The sequence below is a fragment of the Salipiger bermudensis HTCC2601 genome, from assembly GCF_000153725.1.
Taxonomy (GTDB): Bacteria; Pseudomonadota; Alphaproteobacteria; order Rhodobacterales; family Rhodobacteraceae; genus Salipiger; species Salipiger bermudensis.
Genome location: NZ_DS022276.1, coordinates 3,556,217 through 3,581,121, shown reverse-complemented (window position 1 = coordinate 3,581,121; position 24,905 = coordinate 3,556,217). Strand labels below are relative to the sequence as shown.

The following is a 24,905-nucleotide window of genomic DNA, read 5'->3' as shown; positions in this document are numbered from 1 at the left end:
GGAGCCCGAGGTCGGGTTCGGCGTGGTCGGCACGAAGACCGACATCAGCCCGCCCATGGTCTCGGCACGGTCCAAGACCTCGCCCTTGGCCTGCGTCGAAATGAAGCCGATGGCCCAGATGCCCTTGCGCGGGTACTGCACGAGGCAGGCTTTCTCGAAGCTGCGCTCGGACTGGGCAAAGACCGTCTCGGCGATCTGCTTGATGCCGGAATAGATCGTGCGCACCACCGGGGTGCGCTCGACAAGGGTTTCGGCGAAGCGGATCAGCGAGCGCCCGATCAGCCCCTTTGCGACCCAGCCCACGAGGATGGTGAAGACCAGGAAGAAGATCACGCCGAGGCCGCGCAGGTTGATGCCGATATAGGCTTCGGGGTTGAACTGGTCGGGGATCAGCGGCAGCACGAAGCCGTCAACCCAGCCGAACATGGTCCAGATGAGCCAGATCGTCAGGCCGATGGGGGCGATGACCACCAGACCCGTCAGGAAGCTCGCGCGCAGGGAGGCCAGCAGGCCCGGCCTGCGCGGTTTGTCGTCGAAGGGGGTGTTCATTGTCCGTCCAGAAGCCGAGTGCCAGAGCGAAGGTAAGCGCTCGGGATCAGGTCTACAATGATGCTGCGCGAGCGAAAGCTCAATTTCGGGGCAGGGCGCTCATTTCCTTGGCGATGCGTGCCCCCAGCCGCGCATTGTTCAGGACCAGCGCGATGTTGGACTCGAGCGAGCGGCCCTCGGTCAGCTCGAAGATCCGCTGCAGCAGGTACGGCGTGAGGTCCTTGCCACGGATGCCGTGGGTCTCGGCATCGGCATTGGCACGCTCGATCACCGGCGTCATCTCGGCGCGGGCGATCTCGGCCTCGGCGGGGATCGGGTTGGCCACGAGCTGGCCGCCGGGAAGCCCCAGCGCCGAGCGCATCGCCTGTGCCTCTGCGATGGCGCGCGGCGTGTCCATGCGCAGGGGCGCCCGCAGACCGGCCTCGCGCGACCAGAAGGCCGGCAACTGGTCCTGGCCATAGGCGATGACCGGCACACCAAGGGTTTCCAGCACTTCCAGCGTCTTGGGCAGGTCGAGAATGGCCTTGGCGCCGGCGCAAACCACGGTGACGGCGGTCTGGGCCAGTTCCTGAAGGTCTGCGGAGACGTCAAAGCTCTGCTCGGCGCCCCTGTGAACACCGCCGATGCCGCCGGTGGCAAAGGTCGAGATGCCGGCCTGCGCGGCGGCGATCATCGTGGCGGCCACGGTGGTGGCGCCAGTGCGGCCCTGAGCCATACAGACCGCGAGGTCGGCGCGGCTCAGCTTGGCGACACCGCGGGCCTGTGCCAGTGCCTCGAGCTGGTCATCCTCGAGCCCGACGCAGAGCTCTCCGTCGATCACCGCGATGGTCGCGGGCTCGGCACCTTCCTCGCGGATCACCGCCTCGACCTTGCGGGCCATCTCGAGGTTCTGGGGCCACGGCATGCCGTGGGTGATGATCGTCGATTCCAGCGCCACGACGGGGGCGCCCTTGGCGAGCGCGTCTGCGACGGCGGCGGAAAGTCTGATGAGGCTCATGAGGCGATGTCTCCGGAAACGTAGGCGGCTGCGGCATCCAGCGCGAGGCTCAGCGCCTCGGCCCGGGCCGCGCCGCGAAGCTCTGCCACAATATGCGCCGCCATGAAAGTGTCGCCGGCACCTGTGACCCGGGTGACCAGCACCTCCGGTGGCCGTTCCGCCACGAGCCCGTCGGCGGTGGCGTCGCAGGCGGCGTCTCCGCCATTGGTGACCACGGCGCGTGCCGCACCGCGTTCGATAAGCTTTGCAGCGGCTTCCGGGGCGCTCTTGAAGCTGTCCTGACAGAGCAGGCCGGCTTCCTCGAGATTGACGTAGAGCACGCCGCGACCGGCGCGGAGGAACGGCATCAGGCGCTCGGCCTTGCCGGGGCTCGCGGGGGCGATGCGCATGTCGGCCTTGGCGAAAGCCGCATCGCGGACGATCTCGTCGAGCAGGGTTTCCTTGAGGTTGCCGTCGAGCGCCACGGAGCCTGTGAACGGCGTCTGGGGCGTGCCCAGGGTGCCATCCGACAGCGGGCGCAGGATCCGCGACCCGGCGCGCTCGAGCGAGTGGGCATCCGCGATGGCGGCGATCAGCCCGTTTGCGCCTTCGACCGCCATGTAGCGATCGGTGGGCAAGTCCTCGGAGCGATAGAGAAACCGCGTGTCGCAGCCGAGCTTTTCGCAGGCCTCGGCCAACTCGTGGCCCTCGGGATCCTGTCCGACAGCCGAGAGCAGCGCCGGGCGCAGTCCGAAGCGCGCCAGCGTCATCGCGATGTTGAGTGCAACGCCGCCGGGAAGCCGGGTGATCCGGCCGGGCACGTCGGAGCCTTGCCGCATGTGGCTGGCGGAGCGGCCGATCACGTCCCAGAGGACGGAGCCGATGCAGAGAATGTCCGGTGTATCTGTCATGTCCGTGTTTTGACCGAGCCGGGCTGTTCCGACAAGAGCGGAGACCGTTTGGACCGGGCCAGACCGACAATCCTCCGGACTGCGCGGGGATTGATGCCTGGGAGCGGCGAAAAGCGCCGGTTTCCCGTTCCGTATCAAGGGCTCAGCGGCGATATATGTGAGATCGTACGGGGGCTCGGGCGCTGTGGCTGCAATGCCGAACCGGGCGCAGATACATCTTATAATCAGTATTATGTAAATATATGACCTACCTACGAACACGGAAGCCTTTGAAATATGGGCCCTGAGCCAACCCGCACGTCCCGCAGCATCGACAAACCCGCAAACCGGCTTGCACGATGGCGGCGAAACGGTGCACCTCAGCGTCGGTAATGGCGCTTATGGACAAGCGTGCGTTTCCGACGAACACTGCGCTCACTTATCCGAAGGTTTAACACGATGCCCGGCTTCCTCATTCTCAACGGTCCGAACCTGAACCTGCTCGGCTTTCGCCAGCCCGAGGTTTACGGCCGCACCACGCTGGCCGATGTCGAGGCCATGTGCCGCGCCCATGCCAAGGAGATCGGCGTCGAGGTCGAGTTCGAACAGAGCAATCACGAAGGCGCGCTGATCGACGCGATCCACGGCACCCGTGGACGGCTCGACGGGCTCATCCTCAACGCTGGCGCCTACACCCACACCTCGATCGCGCTGATGGATGCGATCAGCTCGGCCGAGGTTCCCGCAATCGAGCTGCACCTGTCGAATGTCCATGCCCGCGAGTCGTTCCGCCACCAGAGCTACATTGCCCGGGTCTCGGTCGGAGTGATCTGCGGCTTCGGGGCGCGTGGCTACACGCTGGCCATGGACGCGATGAAGAGCCATCTGGACGCTGCCTCATGACATTGCCCGTGACCCTGCGCAGCCGGCTTCTCGAAATGACCAATGCCGGCAGTGTCGAAGAGCTCTGGGCCATGCATCTCGAAAGCATGGCCGGCTTTGGCTTCGACCGGCTGATGTACGGGTTCACGCGCTACCGGACCTCGACCTCGCTCGGAGATCCGAACGATTTCGTGCTGCTGACCAACCACAGCGCTTCCTATACGGACGTGTTCGTCGGCCAAGGGCTCTATCATCATGCGCCCATGGTTCGGTGGGCCCTCGAGCATGAAGGCGCGTGTTCGTGGCGCGTGCTCGGCGAGATGTTGGCCCAGGGCAACCTGACCGAGGCCGAGCGCCGCGTCATCGCGTTCAACCTGTCGATGGACGTCCGCGCGGGCTACTCGGTGAGCTTCCGCTCGCTCTCGACCCGAGCCAAGGGCGCCATCGCGCTGACCGCGCGGCCCGGGATGCAGCAGCACGAGGTCGATGCGGTGTGGGACCGTTTCGGCGAGGACATCATGCTGCTGAACAACCTGCTGCACCTCAAGATCCTCACCCTGCCCTATATCCCGCCGAACCAGTCGCTCACCAAGCGCCAGCGCGAGGCGCTGGAATGGGTCGGCGACGGCAAGACCATGCAGGACATCGCGGCGATCATGGGGCTGACGCAGGCGACCATCGAGAAGCACCTTCGCCTTGCGCGCGAGGCTTTGAATGTTGAAACCACCGCACAGGCGGTGGCCAAGGCCGCATTCCAGAATCAGATGTTTGTAATCGACATCTGAACGGCGCACCAAATCAAAACTGAACGATCTAGTCGAGTCGTAATATACTTAAACGTGAGTTATGCGCCCGCAAATCTTGCATCACTTTTTGGATTGCTTCCGTAGAGATTAAGTAAAATCAAAACTAGATAGGCGAAATTCGCAGAAATCGCGAAAATATCGAGGGGTCAGGTTTCCCGGACTTCCCTGACGAAGCGTTAATTGCGATTGTACCAACGTTCCGTGAGTGGTGGCTTTGGCCATGGAACATGAGGACCTATCCCTCGCGATTTCGAGGGCCCTGCGTTCTCCCGGTGTAGACCGGAAGCTGAGAGGGGCTCGGGCAATTTTCGCAAGGGCCCCCTCGGCGCCCCCTGCCCGGTTCTCCAATCATCCCCAACCGTGCCGGAGAGCCGACCGCAGGAACCAAAAGGAGCCGCCCGTTGGGCGGCTCCTGTCTCTTCAAGCCTTCGAAAGTTTGCGTAAGGCTCAGCCCTGCGCGGCCTTCGCAACCTCGGCTGCGAAATCCTCTTTCTCTTTCTCGATGCCTTCGCCGACCTGCATGCGGACAAAGCCCACGATGGTGGCGCCGGCTTCTTCTGCGGCTTTCTCGACGGTAAGGTCCGGGTTGATGACGAACTGCTGGCCCAGCAGGGTCACTTCGCCGAGGAACTTCTTCATGCGGCCGACGATCATCTTCTCGATCACGGCGTCCGGCTTGCCGGATTCCTTCGCGATGTCGATCTGGACCTGACGCTCCTTCTCGACGACCGCCGGGTCGAGGTCGGCTTCCGACAGCGAGGCCGGGTTGGCCGCTGCGATGTGCATCGCGACCTGCTTGCCGAACGCGTCGTCGCCGCCCTTGAGCGCGACCAGCACGCCGATCTGGCCAAGGCCCGGAGCAGCTGCGTTGTGCACGTAGGTGGAGACCACGTCACCTTCGACCTTCGCCATGCGGCGCAGGGTCATGTTCTCGCCGATCTTGGCGATCTTGTCGGTGATGACGTCGGAGACCTTCTTGCCGCCGATCTCGGTCTCGGCCAGCGCCTCGACGCTGTCCACGCCGGTGGCAGCCTTGGCGATGTCCGACACCATGGTCTGGAACTCGGCGTTCTTGGCGACGAAGTCGGTTTCCGCGTTCACCTCGACGGCGACGCCGGTGCCACCGTTCACCTCGACGGCCACGAGGCCCTCGGCAGCGGTACGGCCCGATTTCTTGGCGGCCTTGGCGAGGCCCTTGGTGCGCAGCCAGTCGATGGCGGCTTCCATGTCGCCGTCGGTCTCGGTCAGCGCCTTCTTGGCATCCATCATGCCTGCGCCGGTCATCTCGCGCAGTTCTTTCACCTGTGCAGCAGTGATCGCCATGTGCTTGGCTCCCTCTCGAATGGTCTTGTGCGGCAGGCCCTGCCCCGGGCCTCGCCGCTCATGTCATGCTTGCGTGACGCTTTCGCGACAGCGCCGGATCAGTTCTGGCCGGCGCCGGCCAGCAGCTCTTCTGCCGGTGCGTCTTCCAGGGCGCCGAGGTCGACGCCTGCAGCTTCCATCTGGCCGGTCATGCCGTCGAGGGCTGCGCGGCTGACGAGGTCGCAGTAGAGCGCGATGGCGCGGGCGGCGTCATCGTTGCCGGGGATGATGTAGTCCACACCCTCGGGCGAGCAGTTGGTGTCGACGATGGCGACAACCGGGATGCCCAGCTTCTTGGCTTCGGCGATGGCGAGCTGCTCTTTCTTGACGTCGATGACGAAGAGCAGTTCCGGCAGGCCGCCCATTTCGCGGATGCCGCCGAGCGACGCCTGCAGTTTGGCCTGCTCGCGCTCCATGCCGAGGCGCTCTTTCTTGGTGAGGCCTTCGGCACCGGCTTCCATCTGCTCGTCGATCGCCTTGAGGCGGTTGATCGACTGCGAAACGGTCTGCCAGTTGGTCAGCGTGCCGCCGAGCCAGCGGTGGTTCATGTAGTACTGGGCGCACTTTTCGGCGGCTTCGGCGATCGGCTGCGCTGCCTGACGCTTGGTGCCGACGAAGAGCACGCGGCCGCCCTTGGCGACGGTCTCGCGGATGACGTTCAGCGCCGCGTCGAGCATCGGCACGGTCTGGGTCAGGTCGAGAATGTGGATGCCGTTGCGCGCACCGTAGATGAACTCGCCCATGCGGGGGTTCCAGCGCTGCGTCTGGTGGCCAAAGTGCACGCCTGCTTCAAGCAGCTGGCGCATGGAGAACTCGGGAAGAGCCATGTCCTATATCCTTTCCGGTTTCATATCCTCGGCGGGGGCTTGACCCGAAATGGGGCAACCGGTGGACGCTGTGGGGATGTCTCCCCCATAGGCCCGACCCCGCCTGCGGGGTTCGTGAGCGCGCCTATAAGCGCTCGGCGCGACAAGCGCAAGCCCTGACGGAACCTTGTGGACAAGCCGGCGGTTTCTGACGCATCGTCACCGGCATTGCCTGACATCACCGCGTTCCTACCAGCTGGAGAGAGATTTGACAGACCTGACTTCCGTCCGTGGCATCGGACCCGCCCTTGCGGCGCAACTCCGCGAGCTTGGCATCGACAGCGCCGAGGCGCTGGCCGGGGCCGAGCCTGCGCGCCTCACCGCCCTGCCCCGGACCCGGCTGGCCCGGGCGCAGAGCCTTGTCGCGGCGGCGGTCGACAGCCTGGCCACCGACCCGGCCCCCGCGCCGCGCACGGCCGAGACCGAGGCCGCACCGGCGCCCGGGACGCCCGGAGACGACAAGGTCGAGGAGCCCGAGATCCCTGCCGAGGCGCCGCGCATGATGCCCGAGCCCGACCCGGACAGCCCCCTGGCGGTCAACGAGCCGCTGCCCGAGCCCGGCAGCGGCAAGGCCAAGGGAGAGAAGAAAGGCAAGTCGGCCAAGAAAGACGCCAAGCCGAAGAAGAAAGACACGGACAAGGGCAAGGGCGACAAGGACGCGAAGAAGTCCAAGGGCACGAAGAGCAAGAAGGCGGAAAAGGCTGAGCTGAACAAGGCTGCGGCCAAGAAACAGAAGAAGAAGGCAAAGGCCGCAGAGGCGCTCAAGGCCGAGAAGACATCCAAAAAGAAGAAGAAAAAGAAGAGCTGACCATAGCACCTGACGGGCGGGCCGAAGCCCGCCTGTCAGGGGAAACCGTCAGCCGAGCGCGTAGCCCGCGCCGCGCACGGTGCGCAGCGGATCGCCACCGCCATAGATGCCGAGAGCCTTGCGAAGCCGCCCGATATGGACGTCGACGGTGCGCGTGTCGACATAGATGTCGCGGCCCCAGACCCGGTCGAGCAGCTGCTCGCGCGACCACACGCGGCCGGGCTTTTCCATGAAGGTCGAGAGCAGGCGGAACTCGGTCGGACCGAGCTTCAGCTCCTGCCCGTCGCGGGTTACCCGGTGGGTCTCGGCGTCGAGGATGATGTCGTCATACTCGAGCCGCAGACCCGCCGCGGCCGGGCGGGCCCGGCGCAGCTGCGCCTTCACCCGCGCCATCAGCTCGCGCAGGCTGTAGGGCTTGACGACGTAATCGTCGGCCCCGGTCTCGAGCCCGCGCACCCGGTCGATCTCTTCCGACCGGGCCGAGAGCATGATGACCGGCACGCCCCGGGTCTCGGGGCGGGTCTTGATCTGGCGGCAGACCTCGATGCCCGAGAGGTTCGGCAACATCCAGTCGAGCACGATCACATCGGGCTCTTCCTCGTCCAGCATGACGAGGGCTTCCTCGCCATTGCCGGCCGCGGCGACGCGGAAGCCCTCGGCTTCCAGATTGTAGCGCAGAACTTCGCGCTGCGAGGCTTCGTCCTCGACGACCAGAACGGTGGGCTGATCTGCCGACATGGTCTTTCTCCGATTAGAGGTCGGCGCTCAGCGCCGGATCGCTCGATGTGCGGTCTTCCTTGACGCGCACGCCCTCGGGCTTCTCGCCGCTGGCGAGGAAGATCACCTGCTCGGCGATCGCCGTCACGTGGTCGCCCATGCGCTCGATGTTCTTGGCGATGAAATGCAGGTGCATGCACGAGGTGATGTTGCGCGGATCTTCCAGCATGAAGGTCAGGAACTCGCGGAACAGCGTGTTGTACATCTGGTCGACATCGGCATCACGCTCGATCACGTCGCGGGCCAGTGCCTCGTCGCGCTTGATATAGGCGTCGAGCGCGTCCTTGAGCATCATCTCGACGTCGCGCGCCATGCGGCGCAGCGCCGTGGTCGAGCCGTTGATCTGCGTCATCTGGGCCAGCACCGTGGTGCGCTTGGCCATGTTCTTGGACAGGTCGCCGATGCGCTCGAGGTTGGCCGACATGCGCATCACCGAGAGCACCACCCGCAGGTCGCTTGCTGCGGGCTGGCGCAGCGCGATGACGCGGGCGGCTTCCTCGTTGAGGCTTTCTTCCATCTCGTCGATGGCAAGGTCGCCCTTGCGGACCTGCTCGGCCAGCTCTTCGTCGCGGGTCTCGAGCGACTTGGCGGAATCGTGGATCGCCGCCTCGACGAGCCCGCCCATCTTGAGGATCTGGGCCTGGATGCCTTCGAGATCGCGGTCGAACGCGGTGGCAATGTGATGCTTGAGATCGCTCATGACTTATCCGATCCGTCCGGTGATGTAGGACTCGGTGCGCGAGTCCACGGGGTTGGTGAAGATCTGGCTGGTCTCGCCGTACTCCACGAGGTTGCCGAGGTGGAAGAACGCGGTCTTCTGGCTGACCCGCGCGGCCTGCTGCATGGAGTGCGTCACGATGACCACCGAGTAGTTGGTGCGCAGCTCGTCGATCAGCTCCTCGACCTGCGCCGTGGCGATCGGGTCGAGCGCCGAGCAGGGCTCGTCCATCAGCAGCACTTCGGGCTCGGTGGCGACGGCGCGGGCGATGCACAGACGCTGCTGCTGACCACCCGAGAGCCCGGTGCCGGGCGCGTGCAGCCGGTCCTTCACCTCGTTCCAGATGGCGCCGCGACGCAGCGCCTTCTCGACGATGTCGTCGAGCTCGGCCTTGTTCTTGGCAAGGCCGTGGATGCGCGGGCCGTAGGCCACGTTGTCGTAGATCGACTTGGGGAACGGGTTCGGCTTCTGGAACACCATGCCCACCTTGGCGCGCAGCTGCACCGGGTCGACGCGCTTGTCGTAGATGTCCTCGCCGTCGAGCGCGATCAGGCCCTCGACCCGGCACACGTCGATGGTGTCGTTCATCCGGTTCAGGCAGCGCAGAAAGGTCGACTTGCCGCAGCCCGAAGGCCCGATGAAGGCCGTGACGGTCTTGTCCTGAAGCTCGACGGACACGTCCTTGATGGCGTGGTTGTCGCCGTAAAAGACTTGCACGTCCTTGGCGGAGATCTTGATTTCGTTGGCTTCCACGTCGGTCTTCCTCAACGGTGCGTCATACATGGGTTCTATCCCCCTTACCGAGATTGTCGCTCATCGTCACCACCGGCGCTCGAACTTGCGGCGCAGGACGATGGCGATCACGTTCATGACCAGCAGGAACACGAGCAGGATGATGATACCGCCCCAGGCGCGTTCGTAGTAGGCCGGGTCGGCGCGCTTGGCCCATTCGTAGATCTGCGCGGGCATCGCCGAGTTCGGCGACATGAAGCCCGAGATGACCCCTTCCGGGTAGTTGGTCGCGATGTAGCCGACCATGCCGATCAGCAGCAGCGGCGCGGTCTCGCCAAGCGCCTGCGCGAGGCCGATGATGGTGCCGGTCAGGATGCCGGGCATGGCCAGCGGCAGCACGTGGTGGAACACCGACTGCATCTTCGAGGCGCCAACCCCGAGGGCAGCGTCGCGGATCGACGGCGGCACCGCCTTGAGCGAGGCGCGGGTCGAGATCACGATGGTCGGCAGGGTCATCAGCGTCAGCGTCAGGCCGCCCACCAGCGGCGCCGATTGCGGCAGGTGCGCGAACTGGATGAAGGCCGCCAGACCGAGGATACCGAACACGATCGAGGGCACCGCGGCAAGGTTGGAGATGTTCACCTCGATGAAGTCGGTGAACTTGTTCTGCGGTGCGAACTCCTCGAGGTAGATCGAGGCCGCCACACCGATCGGCAGGGCGAGGAAGAGCACCACCAGCATCATGAAGAACGAGCCCAGCATCGACACGCCGAGGCCGGCCTGTTCGGGACGGCTCTCCGAGGCGTCGGCGCCGGTGATGAAGGCGAAGTTGAAGCTCTTGTGAACGGTGCCGTCCTCGCGCAGCGCATCAACAATATCGAGGTGGCCCGCGTCGATGTTGCGGTCCTGGGTGATGCTGTCACGGCCCACACGGCCCTTGAGATAGCCGTCGACCCGGCTCGAGGCGAGGATCTGGAAATCCACCGTCTCGCCGATCAGGTCGGGATTGGCGATCACGCGGTCGCGCAGCTGCGCCGCGGCAGAGGCCGAGATCAGCGCCTTCATGTCGCCGGCGTCTTCGTAGTCGGTGGCGATGCCCTTGTCCTGCACCTGTTCGAACACGGCGTTCTGGATCAGCGGGTTGTAGCCGAAGGTCGAGACCTTCGAAATGTCCGCAGGGTCACGATTGCCGTTCGGGTCCAGAGCCTCGGGATCGAGATAGACCGGCACCTCGATGAAGGTCTGCATGAAGGCTGTGCTGCCATTCGAGATGATCGAGGTCAGCAGCACGACAAGGAAGAACAGGCCGGTGCCGATGGCCGCGAGACCGTAGGCCCGGAACCGCTTTTCGGAGGCGTTGCGCTTCTTGGTGCGGCTGTCGGCGGCGGTCAGGCGGGTGGACGGGCCGGACGGACGGGCGCCGCCCTGAGAGGTCGCGTCGGTCATTCGTACTGCTCCCGGTATTTGCGCACGATGTAGAGGGCGAAGACGTTCAGCCCCAGCGTGATGATGAAGAGCGTCATGCCAAGGGCGAAGGCCACCAGCGCCTCGGGCGAGGCGAAGTCGGCATCGCCGGTCAGCTGGCTGACGATCTTGGCGGTGACGGTGGTCATGGCGTCGAACGGGTTGAGCGAGAGCCGCGCCGCGGCCCCTGCCCCGAAGACCACGATCATGGTCTCGCCGATGGCGCGCGAGGCGGCCAGCAGCACGGCGCCGACGATGCCCGGCAGCGCTGCCGGCAGGATCACCTGCTTGATGGTCTCGGATTGCGTCGCGCCCAGCCCGTAGGAGCCGTCACGCAGCGACTGCGGCACCGAGTTGATGATGTCGTCCGACAGCGAGCTGACGAAGGGGATCAGCATGATGCCCATCACCAGACCGGCGGTCATCACCGCGGTGCCGGCCTGCATCCAGCCCAGCCCGTCGCGGCCGAACACGCTGAGCAGCAGCGGGCCGACGGTGAGCAGCGCAAACAGACCGTAGACGATGGTCGGGATGCCTGCGAGCACCTCGAGCAGCGGCTTGGCCCAGGCGCGCATCCGCGGACCGGCATATTCCGACAGGTAAACCGCAGCGAAGAGGCCGATCGGCACTGCGACGATCAGGGCGATGATCGAGATGTAGAGCGTGCCCCAGAGCAGCGGCCAGATGCCAAGCTCGGACCCGCCCCCGAACGAGGGCGACCAGGTGAACGAGCCGAAGAACTTCGAGGCCGGATAGATCTGGAAGAAATGCCAGGTGTTGCCGACCAGCGAGAGCACGATACCGATGGTGGTCAGGATCGCCAGCATCGCCGCCGAGAGCAGGATGATGCGGACGCCGGTTTCGACGGAGTTGCGGGCGCGGAAGCTGCCATGCGACTGCGTGATGCCCCACGCAAGGCCTCCGACGGCCAGCAGGATCACGACGGTGCTCATCCAGAAATTGCCGGTCGCGTTGAGCGTCCGGTAGGTCTGCGCGGCACTCAGCACCTCGGAGCTCACGTTCGAGCCCAAGGCCACGCCGGCCTCGCCGAGGCGGTCCCGCACGTCGGTGAACTCGGTGCGGATCGAGTTCGCCTCCTCGCTGGTCATGAGGCCTTGCGCCACCGTCGCGTCGAGCCCGTCGGCGACACGGCGTACATCGGACATCACCAGCCCGATGGTCGAGCCCTCGGGCACGGCGCGGTCGCCGAGCATGCCGACGACCTGGCTGTTGACCAGGAAAGGTTGCGCCAGCAGCCAGACAACCAGCGCAAGGTAGGCCGGGACCATCACCTTCATGGCGACGTTCCAGCCGTAGTAGTTCGGAAGGGAATGCGGGCGCTTACCGCCGGCAGAGGTCACGCGCATGCGGCCGGCGATGAAGCCGATGGCCGCGAGCGCGAGCACGATCAGAAAGAGCCAGAGTACCGGCATGTCGCCCCCAGAGGTCGTTTCGAATTTGCAAATGGCCTAAGAGAAGACGGGGCGGCGCGCAAACGGCACCGCCCCGAAGCAATCGGGAAATATCCGATTACATGTTCGAGCCCATGGTCTCTTCGTTGGAAACCTTGGACTGGGTGTCGGCGAGCTCCGGGTCGGAAACGAGGCCGTAGTTGGCGAGCGGGCCGTTCGGGCCTGCGATCTCGTTGGCGACGAAGAACTCGGCGTATTCCTTGAGGCCGGGGATCACGCCGATGTGGGCTTTCTTCACGTAGAAGAACAGCGGACGCGACACCGGGTACTCGCCTTCGGCGATGGTCTCGGTGGTCGGCTGGACGCCGGACATGGTCGCGACCTTCAGCTTGTCGGTGTTGTTCTCGTAGAACGCCAGGCCGAAGACGCCGATGCCGTTCGGGTTGCTGTCGATGCGGGCGAGGGTCTCGGTGTAATCGCCGTCGATGTCGACGGACTTGCCGTCGGTGCGGACCGCCATGCAGGCGTCCTCGGCGTCGTCTTCCGACATGCCGCCCGCGACCATCGCTTCCATCGCGCCGGTGTCTTCGCAGCCCTGCAGCAGGACCTTCTCTTCAAAGACTTCGCGGGTGCCGTGCTTGGTGCCCGGGATGAAGGCGGCGATTTCGACGTCCGGCAGGTCGCCGTTGAAGTCGGCCCAGGTGGTGTGCGGGTTGGCGACCAGCTCGCCGTCGACCAGCACCTGCTCGGCCAGCGCGTTGTAGAGATCCGACGGCTCGAACGCGGTGAACTCGGGGCCGGTCTGCTGCGAGGCAAACACGATGCCGTCATAGCCGATGCGGACTTCGATGATGTCGGTCACGCCGTTGGCGGCACAGGTTTCGACTTCGCCTGCGCGGATGGCGCGCGATGCGTTGGCGATGTCGATGGTGTTCTCGCCGACGCCTTCACAGAAGCGCTTGAGGCCAGCCGAGGAACCGCCCGATTCCACAACCGGGGTCGGGAAGTCGAAGTTTTCGCCGAAGGCTTCTGCCACGATCGAGGCGTAGGGCAGAACGGTGGACGAGCCGGCGACCTGCACGTTGTCACGGGCGGCAGCGGCGGAAGCCGAGACGGCGGCGATGGCCAGAGCCGATGCGGCGAGTTTGACGGATTGCATATGCATGCTCCTGTAACTTTGGTTCTGGTCCCCTCCCCTGGGGAACCTCGGGGGCAGCCCTAGGCGTCCCGCGCGATGCTTTTGTGACGCTTACGTAACAGTTTGATGACGGCGCGCGAAATATCGCATACACGAGCGGCGATCCGTGGAATTCGGCCGGCCGGTGATCGCACCGGCGCGGTGCCCAAGTTCCCTCCCGTGCCACGGTTGTTTGATCTGGGATGAAGCAAGCGCATGAAACAAAGACATTTTGTTCTCGAAGCCGGGGAGCGGGCGGTGGTCTGGATCAGTCCTCGCAAGGTCACCCGTCAATTCGGCACGAAGTGGCCTGTCGGGAGAGCGCGGATCAGGAAACTGCACCGCTTTCTGCCCCGGCCCGCCGTGGACCTGGTGCGACCGGCGATCAAACGGGCCGAGCCGTTTACAATTCCGATACAGTTCTTCGGCGGCAAGCCCGCCGTAACCGACACGCATCGGTATCGTCTTCTCGAGGACCTCGTGGCCCACAGAAGCGATCTTCGCGCCAGTCTCTGGTTCCGCGAGCTCTCCGATGATCTCGGGTCCAAGGGCGCGACCAACTACAAGCGTCGCAGACTACACAGCGAAACCGAGATCCTGGAGTTCCTCGACACCTACGTGCTTGGCCTGATCGAGAGCATTCGCGAAAATGGCTTCGACGCCTCGAAGAGCGGCTACGAATCCACGGCAGTGATCGACTCCGAGGGCAACCTGATGAAGACAGGCTCGGGCAACCATCGCTTCTGCATCGCGGCGCTTCTCGACCTGCCGCGGTTTCCCTTGGTGGTCGTTGGCGCGCACGAGGATTGGGTGCGCCGAAACATCGACGGCCCTCTCGATGTCGAAAAGGTCGTCGCGCAGCTGCCCGCAGTCGAAGCGCACCACCAGCGCCCAGAGGGCGCAAGCGCGCGCTTACACCTCTCGGGGTAGCAGCACGCGGAAGGTGGTGCCCTTGCCCGGAGCGCTCTCGATCTTGAGCCGTCCGCGGTGTCGGTTGATGATGTGCTTGACGATGGCGAGGCCGAGCCCGGTGCCGCCCATCTCGCGCGCGCGGTGGCTGTCGACCCGGTAGAAGCGCTCGGTGAGGCGGGGAATGTGGATCGGGTTGATGCCCGGCCCGGTGTCGGTCACCGCCAGCTCCACGCCCTGCCCGCGCAGCCGCGGCTGGTAGGCCGGCTCGGCCAGGTGGACCCGGACCTCGGCGCCACGGCCGGAATATTTCACGCCGTTCTCGATCAGGTTCACCACCACCTGCCGAAGCTGGTCGGCGTCGCCGGGCACCTCGAGCACCGCCTCGGGGGCGTCGGTCTCGAGCGTGACACCAGCATCTTCGGCCAGAGGTGCGAGCCCGCGGATCGCCGAGCGCACGAGCCCGGCCAGATCGACCGGCTCGGTCGGGCGCACACGCTCTTCCGCCTCGACCCGGCTCAGCGACAGCAGATCGCCGACCAACCGCTCCATGCGCCCGGCCTCGTCCTCCATGATGCCGAGAAACCGGTCGCGCGCCGCGGCGTCCTCGCGCGCGGGCCCGCGCAGCGTCTCGATGAATCCCAGAAGCGCGGTCAGCGGCGTGCGCAGCTCATGGCTGACATTGGCGACGAAATCCCGCCTCATTTGGCCGGCCTGCTCGAGATGGGTGATGTCGGTGAAGGTCAGCAGCACACCCGGCTTGCCTTCGAGCGGCAAGGGGCGGACCGACACCTCGTAGGTGGTATCCTGCCGGCCGTCGCTGGCGAGGTAGCGGGTCAGCCGAGGCGCGGCGTCACGGAACGTGCCCTCGATGGCGTCGAGCAGCGACGGCTGCCGGAGCGCGGTAATGAAGTGCCGCCCCTCGAGCCCCTCGCCCAGAAGCGCCTTTGCCTCGGCATTGGCGGCCTCGACGCGCTCATCCCAGCGGATCAGGATCGCCGGAAGCGGAACTGCGGCGACGACATGTCTCGAATCGGTCTGCATCCGGATCCTTCCCTGCGACATCGCCTGCCGAGCCGCGATGAGCTGTCTTTTCTGCGGTGTTGCACGCGACGGCAACGGGGGCAAGAACCGACCGGCGCGCGTACTCCCGCGCAGGTTGCCGCGTGCCGGACCCGCGCGTGCCGCAATGCGGCATCAAAGTGAACGCCTCTAAGGCATTGGAATTCATATCATTCCGGTCCGAATGACGCCTTCAAATAGCAGAATGTGGCGGAGTTTCGGTACGGCGATCGGCAATATACCACCTATGGGTGTATACTTTTGCGATAATCGATTGCGTTCGCCTTGGTTTTGTCCTTTTATGGCTGTGTAGGTGGGGGCGCTTACAACCACAGGAACTCGTGCCATGCAGAACGATCCGATCGACATTCACTGCCCGCATTGTGGGCAGGTCGCTCAGTTCCACGAGCCGTTCCGTTTTACTTGTGTGATCCGTTACTCCGAAGTGCCTGAAAACGCGCACCTTTGGGGGCGTGTCGTGGTTGAAGAATTGTACCCGGAACAGTTTGGCTGGACACAACCCGAGGCCAAGAAACCGACGTTTCATCAGGACGGCGCGGAAGGGCCCGGCTATCGCCTCAATCATCGCGGGATGGTAGAGTGTGCCACTTGCAAGACGTTGGAAGCCGCGACGATCTCGTGGCCGGAGGACGCCTACTGGAAGTGGAGCATCGACGGCCATGACCTGGTCGCACGCAACCGCGACCATGCGCGGCAGATCCTCTCTTATCTGCGCGAGCGCAAGCGGGCCCCGAACCGCAAGCCGGCGCTGCGCAACATCCCGACCGTCATGCTGACCCGTCAGATGGCGCCGGTGGTGCAGTCCAAGGTCGAATACGCGCTCGAGCACGCCTCTTGAGCGGAAACAGGGTCTGACGCGTCAGAGCGCCGTCAGACCCGACTTGAACCGGCGCGCATTGGCCTGGTAGCCAAGCGCCGATTTTCTCAATCCTTCGATCGCGGCCGCGTCAAGCGCGCGCACGACCTTGCCCGGCATGCCCATCACGAGGCTGCCGTCGGGGATCTCCTTGCCCTCGGTGATCAGCGCGCCCGCGCCGATAAGGCAGTTGCGGCCGATCTTGGCGCCGTTGAGGATGGTGGCGCCCATGCCGATGAGGCTGTTGTCTCCGATCGTGCAGCCGTGCAGCATGACCTTGTGACCGATGGTGCAGCCCTGCCCGATCACCAGCGGATAGCCCATGTCGGTATGACAGACGACGTTCTCCTGCACGTTGCTGCCGGCTCCGACGCGGATCTCCTCGTTGTCGCCGCGCAGGGTGCAGCCAAACCAGACCGAGGCGTCCCCCTCGAGAACGACCTTGCCGATCAGGTTGGCATCCGGCGCCGCCCAGGCGCTGTCGGCGAGCTGCGGCGCGTGGCCGTCCAATGCGTAGAGCGTCATTCCTCTCCCTCCTCGAATTCCGCCTGAAGCTTGCGCACGTGATCAAGCAGGTGCGGCTGCTGGGTGCGTCGCAGGCGTGCGGCGGTGACAATGCTCTTGAGCCGCGCCTCCGTGGCGTCGAGATCCTCGTTCACCAGCACGAAATCATACGAGCCCCAGTGCGAGATCTCGTCCCAGCTCTTCTGCATCCGCCGGTCGATGACCTCCGGCCCGTCCTGCCCGCGCGATTCAAGCCGACGCTTGAGCTCGGCGATCGAGGGCGGCAGCAGGAAGATCGACAGCGTGTGCAGCGCCAGCTCGGAGTTGGTCATCTGCTGGGCGCCCTGCCAGTCGATGTCGAAGAGCACGTCCTTGCCGTCAATGATGGCATCGCGCACCGGGCCCTTGGGCGAGCCGTAGAAATTGCCGAACACATGCGCGTGCTCGAGCATCTCGCCATTGGCGACGGCCTTCTTGAACGCCGCCTCGGTCATGAAATGGTAATCCTCGCCATCGACCTCGCCGGTGCGCGGCGCCCGGGTGGTCGCCGAGACCGAGAAGATCACTGACGGATCCCATTCCCGCAGCCGCTTGGCCAGTGTCGATTTGCCCGCGCCCGAGGGCGAGGACAGGATGATGAGAAGACCTCTTCGGTTCATCGGATCACTCCACGTTCTGGACCTGCTCGCGCATCTGGTCGATCACCGTCTTGAGCGTCAGACCGATCTGGGTCAACGCAGAAGATCCGGATTTCGAGCAGAGCGTGTTGGCCTCGCGATTGAATTCCTGCATCAGGAAGTCGAGCTTGCGCCCAACGGCGCCCTCGTCCTGCAGCAGAGCCCGCGCCGCGGCAACATGCGCGCTCAGCCGGTCGAGCTCTTCGGTGATATCGGATTTGACGGCGATCAGCGCGAGCTCCTGCGCCACGCGGGCCTCGTCGGCACCCTCGGTGGCCTCCATGACGCGCGCCAGCGCCGCGCGCAGCTTCTCGGCCTGCTCGTCCCGGCGGCTCTCGACCGCATCGGCGGCCTGCGCAACCAGCGTCTCGATTTCGTCGAGCTGGCCGCTCAGGACGGCCATCAGGGCCTGTCCCTCGCGACTGCGCATCTCGGCAAACTCCGCCAGAGCAGCGTCGAATTCCGTCATCAGCGCCGCACGCAGTGCCGGAATGTCGCGCTGGCTCTGGCCGGTCGCCATGACGCCGCGGAGGGCTATGATCTGCGCGGCGCTGGAGCGCTCGAGCGGCAGATCACGCCCGCCGGCGGCATCCTCGATGCGCGCGATGGCGTCGAGCACCCGCGCCAGCGCCGCCTCGTCAAGCTCGGCCGCCTCTTCGTCGCTGCCACCGATGACGCGGAGCGAGATCTGCACATTGCCACGCGCGAGCTTCGCCTGCGCGGCCTTGCGGACCAGCGGCTCGAGCCCCTCGATCCAGTCGGGCAGTCGAAGCCGCAGCTCGAGACCCTTGCCGTTGACGCCACGCAACTCCCAGCCCCAGCGGAGCCCGTCGAGTTCGCCGCTGCGGGAGGCAAAGCCGGTCATCGATTGCCGCATTCTCGCCGCTCCATGTTAAGGCCGGGTTGCCCGCAGGGAAATTGCGGGGTTTCATCGGCCTACCCTCTGAGTCCGGGCATGGCAAGCGGTGCGTTGAGGGCCAAAGCGTTAACCTTTCAGCCAGAATTGGGGCGGAAATCTGCCCGATTTGAGATAAGTTGAGACTCAAGATGACACAAATGGCCGGCAACATGGAACGGGGGCTCCGACGTTGCTGGCGACTGGACTGGAAGGAGCCCGAAACATGTTCGGCAATGGCGGCAAAGGCAGGGGCATCGTCTCGATGACCGATCGTGAAAGAGAAAAAAGGCTGGAGCCTCTGCGGGTTGTGGAGAGCTATTGGCACGACCTCGCAACCACGCGGGGCGAAGTTCCCCTACGCAGCGAGATCGACCCGCGCAGCATCGAAAACGCGCTCGAATATGCCTTTCTTGCCGAACGGATCGCGCCAGGGCTCGCAAAGCTGCGGGTCGCTGGGGCCCATCTTAACGACCTGATGGGGATGGAGACCTCCGGCATGCCTCTGTCGACCCTGTTCACCCCCGCCGCACGCGATGTGCTGGCCGATGCGGTGACCCGGGTGTTTGCCGAAGGTGTCATGGTCAAGATCCGCCTCACGGGCGAAGAAGGGTTTGGACGCAATGGCTTGCAGGGCGATCTTCTGCTTCTTCCCCTGCGCTCTGACATGGGCGACATGACGCGGATGATCGGCGCTCTGGTCACCACGGGTCGGATCGGCCGCACTCCGCGCCGGTTCAACATCGAAAGCGTCTCGGTGCAGGCGGCGACCCTGACCCGGACTACGCCTGATGCAGAGACCGCGCCCACCCGGACCGCGCCTGAAACGCCACCGGTCCCGGGCCTCGCCGAAGAGGCCGCACCTTTCGAGGCGACGCCGTCGTCAGACGCCAAGAGGCCGCCCTATCTGCGCCTGATCGTGTCGAATGATTGAGGGATTTATTCAAGCAAAGATAGCTTTTTAACCGGCGAACTTGATGTTCTGATCAAAGCTGATCACGCAAAGTAAGAGCCCCCGCGCGATAGGCTCGCGCGGGGGCTTTCTTGTCTCCAACCTTCTGATAGGAAGGCTTACTCGGCTGCGAGTTGCATGCTGCCGTGCTCTTCCAGCACCGGATGAAACTCCTCGTTCTGACCCGCATAGGCCAGCGTGGCGCGCAGCATGCCCGCCTTCGAGCCACAGTCGAAACGCTGGCCGCTGAACCGGAAGCCCGACAGCCCCACACGCTCGACACCCTTGGCGATGGCGTCGGTGAGCTGGATCTCGCCGCCAAGGCCCGGCTTCTGGTTGCGCAGGTCATCAAAGATCGAGGCGTCGAGCACGTAGCGGCCAACCACCGCGTGCAGCGAAGGGGCCTCTTCCGGCTCGGGCTTTTCGACCATGCCGGAGGCCGGCACCATCTGGCCAACCGGAGTGCCCTTCGGGTCGAGCACGCCATAGGCTTTCACCTCGTCACGGGCGACCTCCATCGTCGCCACCATGTGGCCCGCGGCACCCGTCTCGTAGGCTTCGATCATCTCGCTGAGACAGCCTTTCTGGCCCATGATCAGGTCATCGGGCAGGATGACGGCAACCGGTCCCGGCAGGCACTCGTCGACGGCGCAAAGCACCGCGTGGCCCAGACCGAGGGGCTCGGGCTGCATCACGAAATGCGCCTGTTCCTCTTCGGGATCGATGGCATTCTCGTCGAGCGCGTCGGCGATGCCGTGCTTGCCCTTCTCGCGCAGCTGCTTGCAGAGCTTCTCGTCCTGATGGACGTAGCGCTCGATCGCGCCCTTGGAGGGGTGCGACACGAAAACCATGCGCTCGATGCCCGCAGCCCGGGCTTCGTCCATGGCAAACTGAAGAAGAGGACGGTCGAGCACGGGCAGAAGCTCCTTGGGCGTGGCCTTGGTCGCCGGAAGGAACCGCGTTCCGAGCCCTGCCACCGGGAAGATCGCGGTGCGCACTTTCTGGCGGGCAGTCGGGCTGGTGTTGGTCACGTCGGTATCTCCTTGTGTCGCTGATCGCTGTCGCCGCATCGCGGCAATTGCGTAAGAGCCTATGCCCTTTTGATGTTACGACCAACTAACGTCATCCGGGAAGAAAAGTTCCGGCAGAGAATTGCCTGATTTTATTGGCGATCGGCAAAGGCCCGTTTTTTCAATCTGTTGCGGGGCGCTGCGCCTGCGACCGCGAGAAAATGCAGTAATCGCGTCGAAATTGAATCAATGCCGCCCAGCCGGAGCGCATCAAGCGGCTTTTTGTGCGCAAAAACCGGGCAAACCGCGACTGCGCTTCGCTCCTGCAGAAAAAACGCCCCCTGCGCTTGGTTCGATGGAACCCAGCGCCTAGTCTAGCGTTATCAGCTTAGGACAGAATGGAGTGAGCCAAATCGGCCTGAGGTTCCCAACGTTGAGGGTGATTTCAGGCACAGCATTATGGACGGACTGACATTGAACATCCCGCCCGCGCGCGACACCGGCGACATGCCAAGACGCGCTGAACCTTACGCCCGCCTCGCCGTTATCGGTATGGGAAGCTGGGGCACCGCCCTCGCCGCAGTCGCGGCATCGGCCGGATGCGACACCCGGCTCTGGGGCCGCCGCGACGCCCTCGCGCAAGCGATGGCCGAGACCCGGCAGAACCCCGAGCATCTTCCCGGTATCGATCTTCCCGCAACCCTGACACCGACCTCGGACCTCGCCACTGCCCTGAACGGCGTCGAGGCCGTGCTTCTCGTGACGCCATCGCACACGCTGCGCGACATGGCGCGCAAGATGAAGCCGCACCTGCCCGAGGGCGTCCCGATTGCACTCTGCTGCAAAGGCATCGAGCGCGGGACCGGGTTTCTGCTCAGCCACGTCGTCGAGGAAGAGCTCCCGGGCCACCCGGTCGGTGCACTCTCGGGCCCGACCTTCGCTCGCGAGACGGCGCTCGGTCATCCGACCGCTGCCACCGTGGCGTTCAATTTCCGCCACCACGACCGCATCGCCCCCGAGCGTGCGCCCGCCGCGCGCCTCGCGCTGACGATGCAGACACAGGCCTTCCGGCCCTACGTCTCCGACGACCTGATCGGCGTCGAGGTCGGTGGCGCGGTGAAGAACGTGGTCGCTATTGCCTGCGGCATGATGACTGGCGCCGGCTTTGCCGAGAACACCCGCGCCGCGCTGATCACCCGCGGCATGGACGAGATGAAGGCGTTGGCCGAGGCACTCGGCGGCAAGCGCGAGACGGTGACCGGCCTTGCCGGCGCCGGAGATCTGACGCTGACCTGCTCGTCCACAACCTCGCGAAACATGTCGCTGGGTACGCAGCTTGGCCAGGGGATCCCGCGAGAAGCATGTTTCGACGGCAAGCCCACCGTGGTCGAGGGTGAGGTCAACGCGATCTCGGTGGTCGATCTTGCCCGCCGGGTCGGTGTCGAGATGCCGATCTGCGAGGCGGTTCACGCCATCCTGCACGAGGGCGCCCCTCTGGCAGAGACCTTTCAGGCGCTGTGGTCCCGCCCGATCGAGGGCGAGCCGCGTGCGCTCGACATCACGCTTCACCCCTACGAGGGAGACCCCGCATGAGCTTTGATCACCCCCACAACCGTGACATCGCCGGCTGCCGCTTCGTACTGGCGACCGATCTCGACGGCACCTTCCTTGGCGGCTCGGAAGAGGACCGCGCGAAGCTTTACCAGTGGATCGAGGACAACCGTGACACCATCGGCCTGATCTTCGTCACCGGTCGCGATCCCAAGTTCATCGGCGAGCTCTGCGATGGCGGCGTGCCGTGGCCGGAATACGTGGTCGGTGACGTGGGCACCACCATCGCCCGGGTCGAGGATGGCAAGATCCACCCGATCGAGCCGCTTGAGGTCGAGATCGCCGAGACATGGGGCAACGCCGGAGACACGGTGCGCTCGGCGCTTGAGGGCCATCCCGGGCTGACGCTGCAGGCGACCGAGTTCCGCTACAGGGTGAGCTATGATCTCGACGCGGAGAATTTTGACGACAGCGCGCATGACATCGTGCGCGACATGGGCCACGATCCGCTGGTCTCGGACAACCGCTACTTCGACGTGCTGCCGCGCGGCATCTCGAAAGGTCCGTCCCTGCGCCGCCTCGTGACCCATCTTGGCATCGAGGAGAGCCGCGTGCTCGCCGCCGGTGACACGCTGAACGACTTGTCGATGCTGGAATGCGGGCTTCAGGCCGTCGCCGTGGGCGGCGCCGAGCAGGCCCTGCTCGATCGGGTCTCCCGCCTGCCCCATGTCCATACCGCCGAAGCGATCGGCGCGGCGGGCATTCTCGAGGCGGTCGAGGCCTTCAACCTGCATCCCCTCCCGAAAGGAGCGTAACTCTCATGTCCAGCGATCTGGTAATTGTCTATCACCGCCAGCCCTACGAAGAGGTCGAGGTCGATGGCAAGATCGAGTACCGCGCCAACAAGAGCCCCAATGGCATCGTCCCGACCCTGAAGAGCTTCTTCGGCAAGGTCGACAACGGCGCCTGGGTGGCCTGGAAAGAGGCGGAGGACACGTCTGATCCGGGCTTCGAGCGCGTGGTCCATATCGAGGACACGTTCGGCAAGTACACCGTCTCGCGTCTGCCGTTGACCGCGGCGCAGGTGAAGAGCTTCTACCACGTCACCTCGAAAGAGGCGTTCTGGCCGATCCTGCACGGGTTCAAGGAAAAGTATAACTACGATCCCGTCGACTGGCCGACTTTCAAGGAGGTCAACTGGGCCTTCGCGGAGGCCGCCGCATCGGAGGCCGCCGAGGGCGCGAGCGTCTGGGTGCACGACTACAACCTCTGGCTCGTGCCCGGCTACCTGCGCCAGATGCGCCCCGATGTGCGGATCTCGTTCTACCACCACACGCCCTTCCCTGCGGCGGACATGTTCAACGTGCTGCCGTGGCGCGGCGAGATCATCGACTCGCTGCTGTGCTGCGACGTGGTCGGCTTCCACATCCCGCGTTACGCCTCGAACTTCGTCTCCTGCGTGCGCTCGCTGCGCGACGTGGGCAACGTGCCGCGGATCAAGGTCGAGAACGACATGATGTCGGAAGGCTCTGCGCTCTCGGACCGCACCGTGCCAACCGAGATCCACACCGACGACCGCGTCGTGCAGCTTGGCGTGACGCCGGTGGGCGTGGATGTCGAGTACATCAAGTCGCTGGCCGCCTCCGAGAAGACCGACACCCTCGCCGCGCGGTTCCGCGAAGAGATCGGCGACAGCCGCGTTCTGCTTTCGGTGGGACGCACCGACTACACCAAGGGCGGGGCCGACCAGCTTCTGGCCTTCGAGCGCCTGCTCGAGCGCCGGCCGGACCTGCGCGGCGTGGTGCGCCTGCTGCACGTCTCGGTGCCCGCCAACCGCAACATGACGGTTTACGAGCCGATCCAGAAAGAGCTGGAAGAGATCGCCGGCCGCATCAACGGGCGCTTCGGCACCTTCACCTTCCAGCCCGTTGCGCTGATCTCGCGCGCCATTCCCTTTGAGGAACTGGTGGCGTGGTACCAAGTGGCCGATGTGGCGTGGATCACCCCGCTTGCAGACGGCATGAACCTCGTCTGCAAGGAATACGTGGCCGCCCGCAAGGATGGCGACGGCGTGCTGGTGCTGTCGGAATTCGCCGGTGCGGCGGTCGAGATGGGGGCTGCCGTTCTGGCCAACCCGTTCTCCAGCCGCGCCATGGATTTCGCCATCGACATGGCGCTGGACATGCCGGAGGACGAACGCAAAGCGCGCATGGAGCTGCTGCGCGCCTCGGTCGAAAAGCGCGACACGCAGCATTGGGCCGAGGATCAGCTCGCCCTGCTCTCGCCGAAGGATTTCGGGGACGCGAGCCAGAGCGAAGAAACCGAACTGGCCTGAGGAAGGCTTGGTTTGACCCGGATCTGATGCTCAGGTCCGGGTCACGCAGACAAGGGGCAAGCAGCGCTGCTTGCCCCTTTTTTTTTTGTTCGGTTGGTCAGTGGCATGGCGTCCTGGACGCCCTCAGTCGCGCATCTCGTTGCGGCGCATGGGCATGCGATCGATCACTGCGAAAAGCTCTTCGGGCGCCAGCACCGCGTCCTGCTCGAGCTTCACGCCACCATCCTTGCCCACCAGCACCAGCTTGAACCCGCCGGGCTGAAAGCCCTGCCGGAGCGGCGACGGCGTGCGGTCGTCGAGATCGCTCAGCACCACGATGTCGCGCTCGGCGAGCGCCGCCTGCGCCTCGCGCAGCATTTCGATCTGGCGGGCATAGTCGGGATGATCCTTCGACGGTGCAAAGAGCAGCACCGGTCGCTTGTCCCAGCGCATCCCGTCGAGGTCACGGGCGTCCGCGGGCAGGCTCTGGAACAGGTCGGGCGCGCCGACCGCCTGCGTGGCGGCAATCGCCCCCGCAATGACAGCAACACCAAGCTTGGTCTTCATGCGAATGCGGCCCATTGGGATCTCCTGTCTGAATGGGTTTGATCCCTACGCATGAGCGCCCCGATGGGTTCCGCGAGAATGTCGCAGCGCACGATGATCGGTCGATTCATGCTGCCGCGAACGCAAAACGGCCGCCCCTAAGGACGGCCGTTTGCAAGATCCGGACTG

The 24,905-nt window shown here is 64.9% G+C and carries 26 protein-coding genes; 9 read left to right on the top strand and 17 right to left on the bottom strand.

The window, feature by feature from the left end; all coding sequences use genetic code 11:
- The 3 genes from R2601_RS16930 to R2601_RS16920 all read right to left on the bottom strand — a co-directional run.
- A partial coding sequence (locus tag R2601_RS16930; RefSeq protein WP_007800511.1) for a DUF502 domain-containing protein occupies positions 1-549 on the bottom strand: 549 nt, incomplete at its 3' end.
- A gap of 79 nt (positions 550-628) precedes the next feature.
- Positions 629-1,546 (bottom strand): pseudouridine-5'-phosphate glycosidase, encoded by a 918-nt coding sequence (locus R2601_RS16925; RefSeq protein ID WP_007800509.1) that lies wholly within the window; start codon positions 1,544-1,546, stop codon positions 629-631.
- Positions 1,543-2,436, bottom strand: a complete 894-nt coding sequence (locus R2601_RS16920; RefSeq protein WP_007800507.1) for a PfkB family carbohydrate kinase — start codon at positions 2,434-2,436, stop codon at positions 1,543-1,545. Before R2601_RS16920 ends, R2601_RS16925 begins: the two co-directional genes overlap by 4 nt.
- A 438-nt stretch (positions 2,437-2,874) precedes the next feature.
- Between R2601_RS16920 and aroQ the strand changes: the two genes are divergently transcribed.
- Together aroQ and R2601_RS16910 are read left to right on the top strand one after the other, a co-directional pair.
- On the top strand, positions 2,875-3,318 hold the full coding sequence (gene aroQ, locus R2601_RS16915) for a type II 3-dehydroquinate dehydratase (RefSeq protein WP_007800505.1): 444 nt from the start codon (positions 2,875-2,877) through the stop codon (positions 3,316-3,318).
- On the top strand, positions 3,315-4,082 hold the full coding sequence (locus R2601_RS16910) for a LuxR family transcriptional regulator (RefSeq protein WP_007800503.1): 768 nt from the start codon (positions 3,315-3,317) through the stop codon (positions 4,080-4,082). Before aroQ ends, R2601_RS16910 begins: the two co-directional genes overlap by 4 nt.
- 468 nt (positions 4,083-4,550) lie before the next feature.
- On the opposite strand, the gene tsf is transcribed toward R2601_RS16910, so the two are convergent.
- Together tsf and rpsB are read right to left on the bottom strand one after the other, a co-directional pair.
- Positions 4,551-5,426 carry a translation elongation factor Ts gene (gene tsf, locus R2601_RS16905; RefSeq protein ID WP_007800501.1) on the bottom strand — a complete coding sequence of 292 codons (876 nt, stop codon included), beginning with the start codon at positions 5,424-5,426 and terminating at the stop codon, positions 4,551-4,553.
- Positions 5,427-5,524: 98 nt separating this feature from the next.
- The gene (rpsB, locus tag R2601_RS16900; protein WP_007800499.1) at positions 5,525-6,292 is read right to left on the bottom strand and encodes a 30S ribosomal protein S2; all 768 of its coding nucleotides are present in this window, start codon (positions 6,290-6,292) and stop codon (positions 5,525-5,527) included.
- A gap of 247 nt (positions 6,293-6,539) precedes the next feature.
- On the opposite strand from rpsB, the gene R2601_RS25570 reads away from it, so the two are divergent.
- Positions 6,540-7,139 (top strand): helix-hairpin-helix domain-containing protein, encoded by a 600-nt coding sequence (locus R2601_RS25570; protein WP_007800497.1) that lies wholly within the window; start codon positions 6,540-6,542, stop codon positions 7,137-7,139.
- Between the two features lie 48 nt (positions 7,140-7,187).
- Here R2601_RS25570 and phoB read toward each other — a convergent pair whose 3' ends face one another.
- The 6 genes from phoB to R2601_RS16865 all read right to left on the bottom strand — a co-directional run bounded on the left by phoB (position 7,188) and on the right by R2601_RS16865 (position 13,401).
- Positions 7,188-7,877, bottom strand: a complete 690-nt coding sequence (gene phoB / locus R2601_RS16890; protein WP_007800495.1) for a phosphate regulon transcriptional regulator PhoB — start codon at positions 7,875-7,877, stop codon at positions 7,188-7,190.
- A 13-nt stretch (positions 7,878-7,890) separates the two neighbouring features.
- Positions 7,891-8,616, bottom strand: a complete 726-nt coding sequence (gene phoU / locus R2601_RS16885; protein WP_007800493.1) for a phosphate signaling complex protein PhoU — start codon at positions 8,614-8,616, stop codon at positions 7,891-7,893.
- Between the two features lie 3 nt (positions 8,617-8,619).
- Positions 8,620-9,417 carry a phosphate ABC transporter ATP-binding protein PstB gene (gene pstB, locus R2601_RS16880; protein ID WP_007800491.1) on the bottom strand — a complete coding sequence of 266 codons (798 nt, stop codon included), beginning with the start codon at positions 9,415-9,417 and terminating at the stop codon, positions 8,620-8,622.
- 36 nt (positions 9,418-9,453) lie between these two features.
- Complete coding sequence (gene pstA, locus R2601_RS16875; protein ID WP_007800490.1) at positions 9,454-10,812, bottom strand: phosphate ABC transporter permease PstA; 1,359 nt, start codon at positions 10,810-10,812, stop codon at positions 9,454-9,456.
- Positions 10,809-12,263 (bottom strand): phosphate ABC transporter permease subunit PstC, encoded by a 1,455-nt coding sequence (gene pstC / locus R2601_RS16870; RefSeq protein ID WP_007800487.1) that lies wholly within the window; start codon positions 12,261-12,263, stop codon positions 10,809-10,811. The genes pstA and pstC overlap by 4 nt, the downstream gene beginning before the upstream one ends.
- A 97-nt stretch (positions 12,264-12,360) precedes the next feature.
- Positions 12,361-13,401 (bottom strand): substrate-binding domain-containing protein, encoded by a 1,041-nt coding sequence (locus R2601_RS16865; protein WP_007800485.1) that lies wholly within the window; start codon positions 13,399-13,401, stop codon positions 12,361-12,363.
- Positions 13,402-13,677: 276 nt separating this feature from the next.
- Between R2601_RS16865 and R2601_RS16860 the strand changes: the two genes are divergently transcribed.
- Positions 13,678-14,349, top strand: coding sequence for a hypothetical protein (locus tag R2601_RS16860; RefSeq protein ID WP_144266926.1), 672 nt, complete (start codon positions 13,678-13,680; stop codon positions 14,347-14,349).
- Here R2601_RS16860 and R2601_RS16855 read toward each other — a convergent pair.
- Positions 14,332-15,372: an ATP-binding protein gene (locus tag R2601_RS16855; protein ID WP_007800482.1), complete on the bottom strand. Its 1,041-nt coding sequence runs from the start codon at positions 15,370-15,372 to the stop codon at positions 14,332-14,334. The two genes, R2601_RS16860 and R2601_RS16855, sit on opposite strands and share 18 nt — an antisense overlap.
- Before the next feature lie 364 nt (positions 15,373-15,736).
- On the opposite strand from R2601_RS16855, the gene R2601_RS26070 reads away from it, so the two are divergent.
- On the top strand, positions 15,737-16,249 hold the full coding sequence (locus R2601_RS26070; protein WP_224886302.1) for a hypothetical protein: 513 nt from the start codon (positions 15,737-15,739) through the stop codon (positions 16,247-16,249).
- Positions 16,250-16,270: 21 nt separating this feature from the next.
- Here R2601_RS26070 and R2601_RS16845 read toward each other — a convergent pair whose 3' ends face one another.
- From R2601_RS16845 to R2601_RS16835, 3 genes are read right to left on the bottom strand one after another with little or no spacing between them, the layout of a single operon-like run.
- Complete coding sequence (locus R2601_RS16845) at positions 16,271-16,792, bottom strand: gamma carbonic anhydrase family protein (protein ID WP_007800478.1); 522 nt, start codon at positions 16,790-16,792, stop codon at positions 16,271-16,273.
- Positions 16,789-17,430: a guanylate kinase gene (gmk, locus tag R2601_RS16840; protein WP_007800476.1), complete on the bottom strand. Its 642-nt coding sequence runs from the start codon at positions 17,428-17,430 to the stop codon at positions 16,789-16,791. The genes R2601_RS16845 and gmk overlap by 4 nt, the downstream gene beginning before the upstream one ends.
- Positions 17,431-17,434: 4 nt before the next feature.
- Positions 17,435-18,325 carry a YicC/YloC family endoribonuclease gene (locus R2601_RS16835; protein WP_007800473.1) on the bottom strand — a complete coding sequence of 297 codons (891 nt, stop codon included), beginning with the start codon at positions 18,323-18,325 and terminating at the stop codon, positions 17,435-17,437.
- 244 nt (positions 18,326-18,569) lie between these two features.
- Here R2601_RS16835 and R2601_RS16830 point away from each other — a divergent pair, with 244 nt between their 5' ends.
- Entirely contained in the window at positions 18,570-19,277 is a 708-nt protein-coding gene (locus R2601_RS16830) for a PAS domain-containing protein (protein ID WP_007800471.1), read from the top strand.
- A gap of 137 nt (positions 19,278-19,414) precedes the next feature.
- Here the strand turns inward: R2601_RS16830 and R2601_RS16825 are convergent, their stop codons facing one another.
- Positions 19,415-20,326 (bottom strand): UTP--glucose-1-phosphate uridylyltransferase, encoded by a 912-nt coding sequence (locus R2601_RS16825; RefSeq protein WP_007800470.1) that lies wholly within the window; start codon positions 20,324-20,326, stop codon positions 19,415-19,417.
- Positions 20,327-20,764: 438 nt separating this feature from the next.
- On the opposite strand from R2601_RS16825, the gene R2601_RS16820 reads away from it, so the two are divergent.
- Genes R2601_RS16820 through ggpS form a run of 3 tightly spaced genes read left to right on the top strand, consistent with a single transcriptional unit; the run spans position 20,765 to position 24,191 of the window.
- Entirely contained in the window at positions 20,765-21,898 is a 1,134-nt protein-coding gene (locus R2601_RS16820) for an NAD(P)H-dependent glycerol-3-phosphate dehydrogenase (protein ID WP_083793946.1), read from the top strand.
- Positions 21,895-22,671 (top strand): HAD-IIB family hydrolase, encoded by a 777-nt coding sequence (locus tag R2601_RS16815; protein ID WP_007800466.1) that lies wholly within the window; start codon positions 21,895-21,897, stop codon positions 22,669-22,671. The genes R2601_RS16820 and R2601_RS16815 overlap by 4 nt, the downstream gene beginning before the upstream one ends.
- Positions 22,672-22,676: 5 nt before the next feature.
- Positions 22,677-24,191: a glucosylglycerol-phosphate synthase gene (ggpS, locus tag R2601_RS16810; protein ID WP_007800463.1), complete on the top strand. Its 1,515-nt coding sequence runs from the start codon at positions 22,677-22,679 to the stop codon at positions 24,189-24,191.
- Between the two features lie 123 nt (positions 24,192-24,314).
- On the opposite strand, the gene R2601_RS16805 is transcribed toward ggpS, so the two are convergent.
- Positions 24,315-24,752 (bottom strand): DUF4174 domain-containing protein, encoded by a 438-nt coding sequence (locus R2601_RS16805; RefSeq protein WP_007800461.1) that lies wholly within the window; start codon positions 24,750-24,752, stop codon positions 24,315-24,317.
- Positions 24,753-24,905: the final 153 nt, after the last annotated feature.

Excerpts from the sequence above, each read along its gene's own strand:
- R2601_RS16925 (WP_007800509.1), bottom strand. The coding sequence starts at position 1,546 with ATGAGCCTCATCAGACTTTCCGCCGCCGTCGCAGACGCGCTCGCCAAG.
- R2601_RS16920 (WP_007800507.1), bottom strand. The coding sequence starts at position 2,436 with ATGACAGATACACCGGACATTCTCTGCATCGGCTCCGTCCTCTGGGAC.
- aroQ (WP_007800505.1), top strand. The coding sequence starts at position 2,875 with ATGCCCGGCTTCCTCATTCTCAACGGTCCGAACCTGAACCTGCTCGGC.
- R2601_RS16910 (WP_007800503.1), top strand. The coding sequence starts at position 3,315 with ATGACATTGCCCGTGACCCTGCGCAGCCGGCTTCTCGAAATGACCAAT.
- tsf (WP_007800501.1), bottom strand. The coding sequence starts at position 5,426 with ATGGCGATCACTGCTGCACAGGTGAAAGAACTGCGCGAGATGACCGGC.
- rpsB (WP_007800499.1), bottom strand. The coding sequence starts at position 6,292 with ATGGCTCTTCCCGAGTTCTCCATGCGCCAGCTGCTTGAAGCAGGCGTG.
- phoB (WP_007800495.1), bottom strand. The coding sequence starts at position 7,877 with ATGTCGGCAGATCAGCCCACCGTTCTGGTCGTCGAGGACGAAGCCTCG.
- phoU (WP_007800493.1), bottom strand. The coding sequence starts at position 8,616 with ATGAGCGATCTCAAGCATCACATTGCCACCGCGTTCGACCGCGATCTC.
- pstB (WP_007800491.1), bottom strand. The coding sequence starts at position 9,417 with ATGTATGACGCACCGTTGAGGAAGACCGACGTGGAAGCCAACGAAATC.
- pstA (WP_007800490.1), bottom strand. The coding sequence starts at position 10,812 with ATGACCGACGCGACCTCTCAGGGCGGCGCCCGTCCGTCCGGCCCGTCC.
- pstC (WP_007800487.1), bottom strand. The coding sequence starts at position 12,263 with ATGCCGGTACTCTGGCTCTTTCTGATCGTGCTCGCGCTCGCGGCCATC.
- R2601_RS16865 (WP_007800485.1), bottom strand. The coding sequence starts at position 13,401 with ATGCAATCCGTCAAACTCGCCGCATCGGCTCTGGCCATCGCCGCCGTC.
- R2601_RS16855 (WP_007800482.1), bottom strand. The coding sequence starts at position 15,372 with ATGCAGACCGATTCGAGACATGTCGTCGCCGCAGTTCCGCTTCCGGCG.
- R2601_RS26070 (WP_224886302.1), top strand. The coding sequence starts at position 15,737 with ATGCAGAACGATCCGATCGACATTCACTGCCCGCATTGTGGGCAGGTC.
- R2601_RS16845 (WP_007800478.1), bottom strand. The coding sequence starts at position 16,792 with ATGACGCTCTACGCATTGGACGGCCACGCGCCGCAGCTCGCCGACAGC.
- gmk (WP_007800476.1), bottom strand. The coding sequence starts at position 17,430 with ATGAACCGAAGAGGTCTTCTCATCATCCTGTCCTCGCCCTCGGGCGCG.
- R2601_RS16835 (WP_007800473.1), bottom strand. The coding sequence starts at position 18,325 with ATGCGGCAATCGATGACCGGCTTTGCCTCCCGCAGCGGCGAACTCGAC.
- R2601_RS16830 (WP_007800471.1), top strand. The coding sequence starts at position 18,570 with ATGTTCGGCAATGGCGGCAAAGGCAGGGGCATCGTCTCGATGACCGAT.
- R2601_RS16820 (WP_083793946.1), top strand. The coding sequence starts at position 20,765 with ATGGACGGACTGACATTGAACATCCCGCCCGCGCGCGACACCGGCGAC.
- R2601_RS16815 (WP_007800466.1), top strand. The coding sequence starts at position 21,895 with ATGAGCTTTGATCACCCCCACAACCGTGACATCGCCGGCTGCCGCTTC.
- ggpS (WP_007800463.1), top strand. The coding sequence starts at position 22,677 with ATGTCCAGCGATCTGGTAATTGTCTATCACCGCCAGCCCTACGAAGAG.
- R2601_RS16805 (WP_007800461.1), bottom strand. The coding sequence starts at position 24,752 with ATGGGCCGCATTCGCATGAAGACCAAGCTTGGTGTTGCTGTCATTGCG.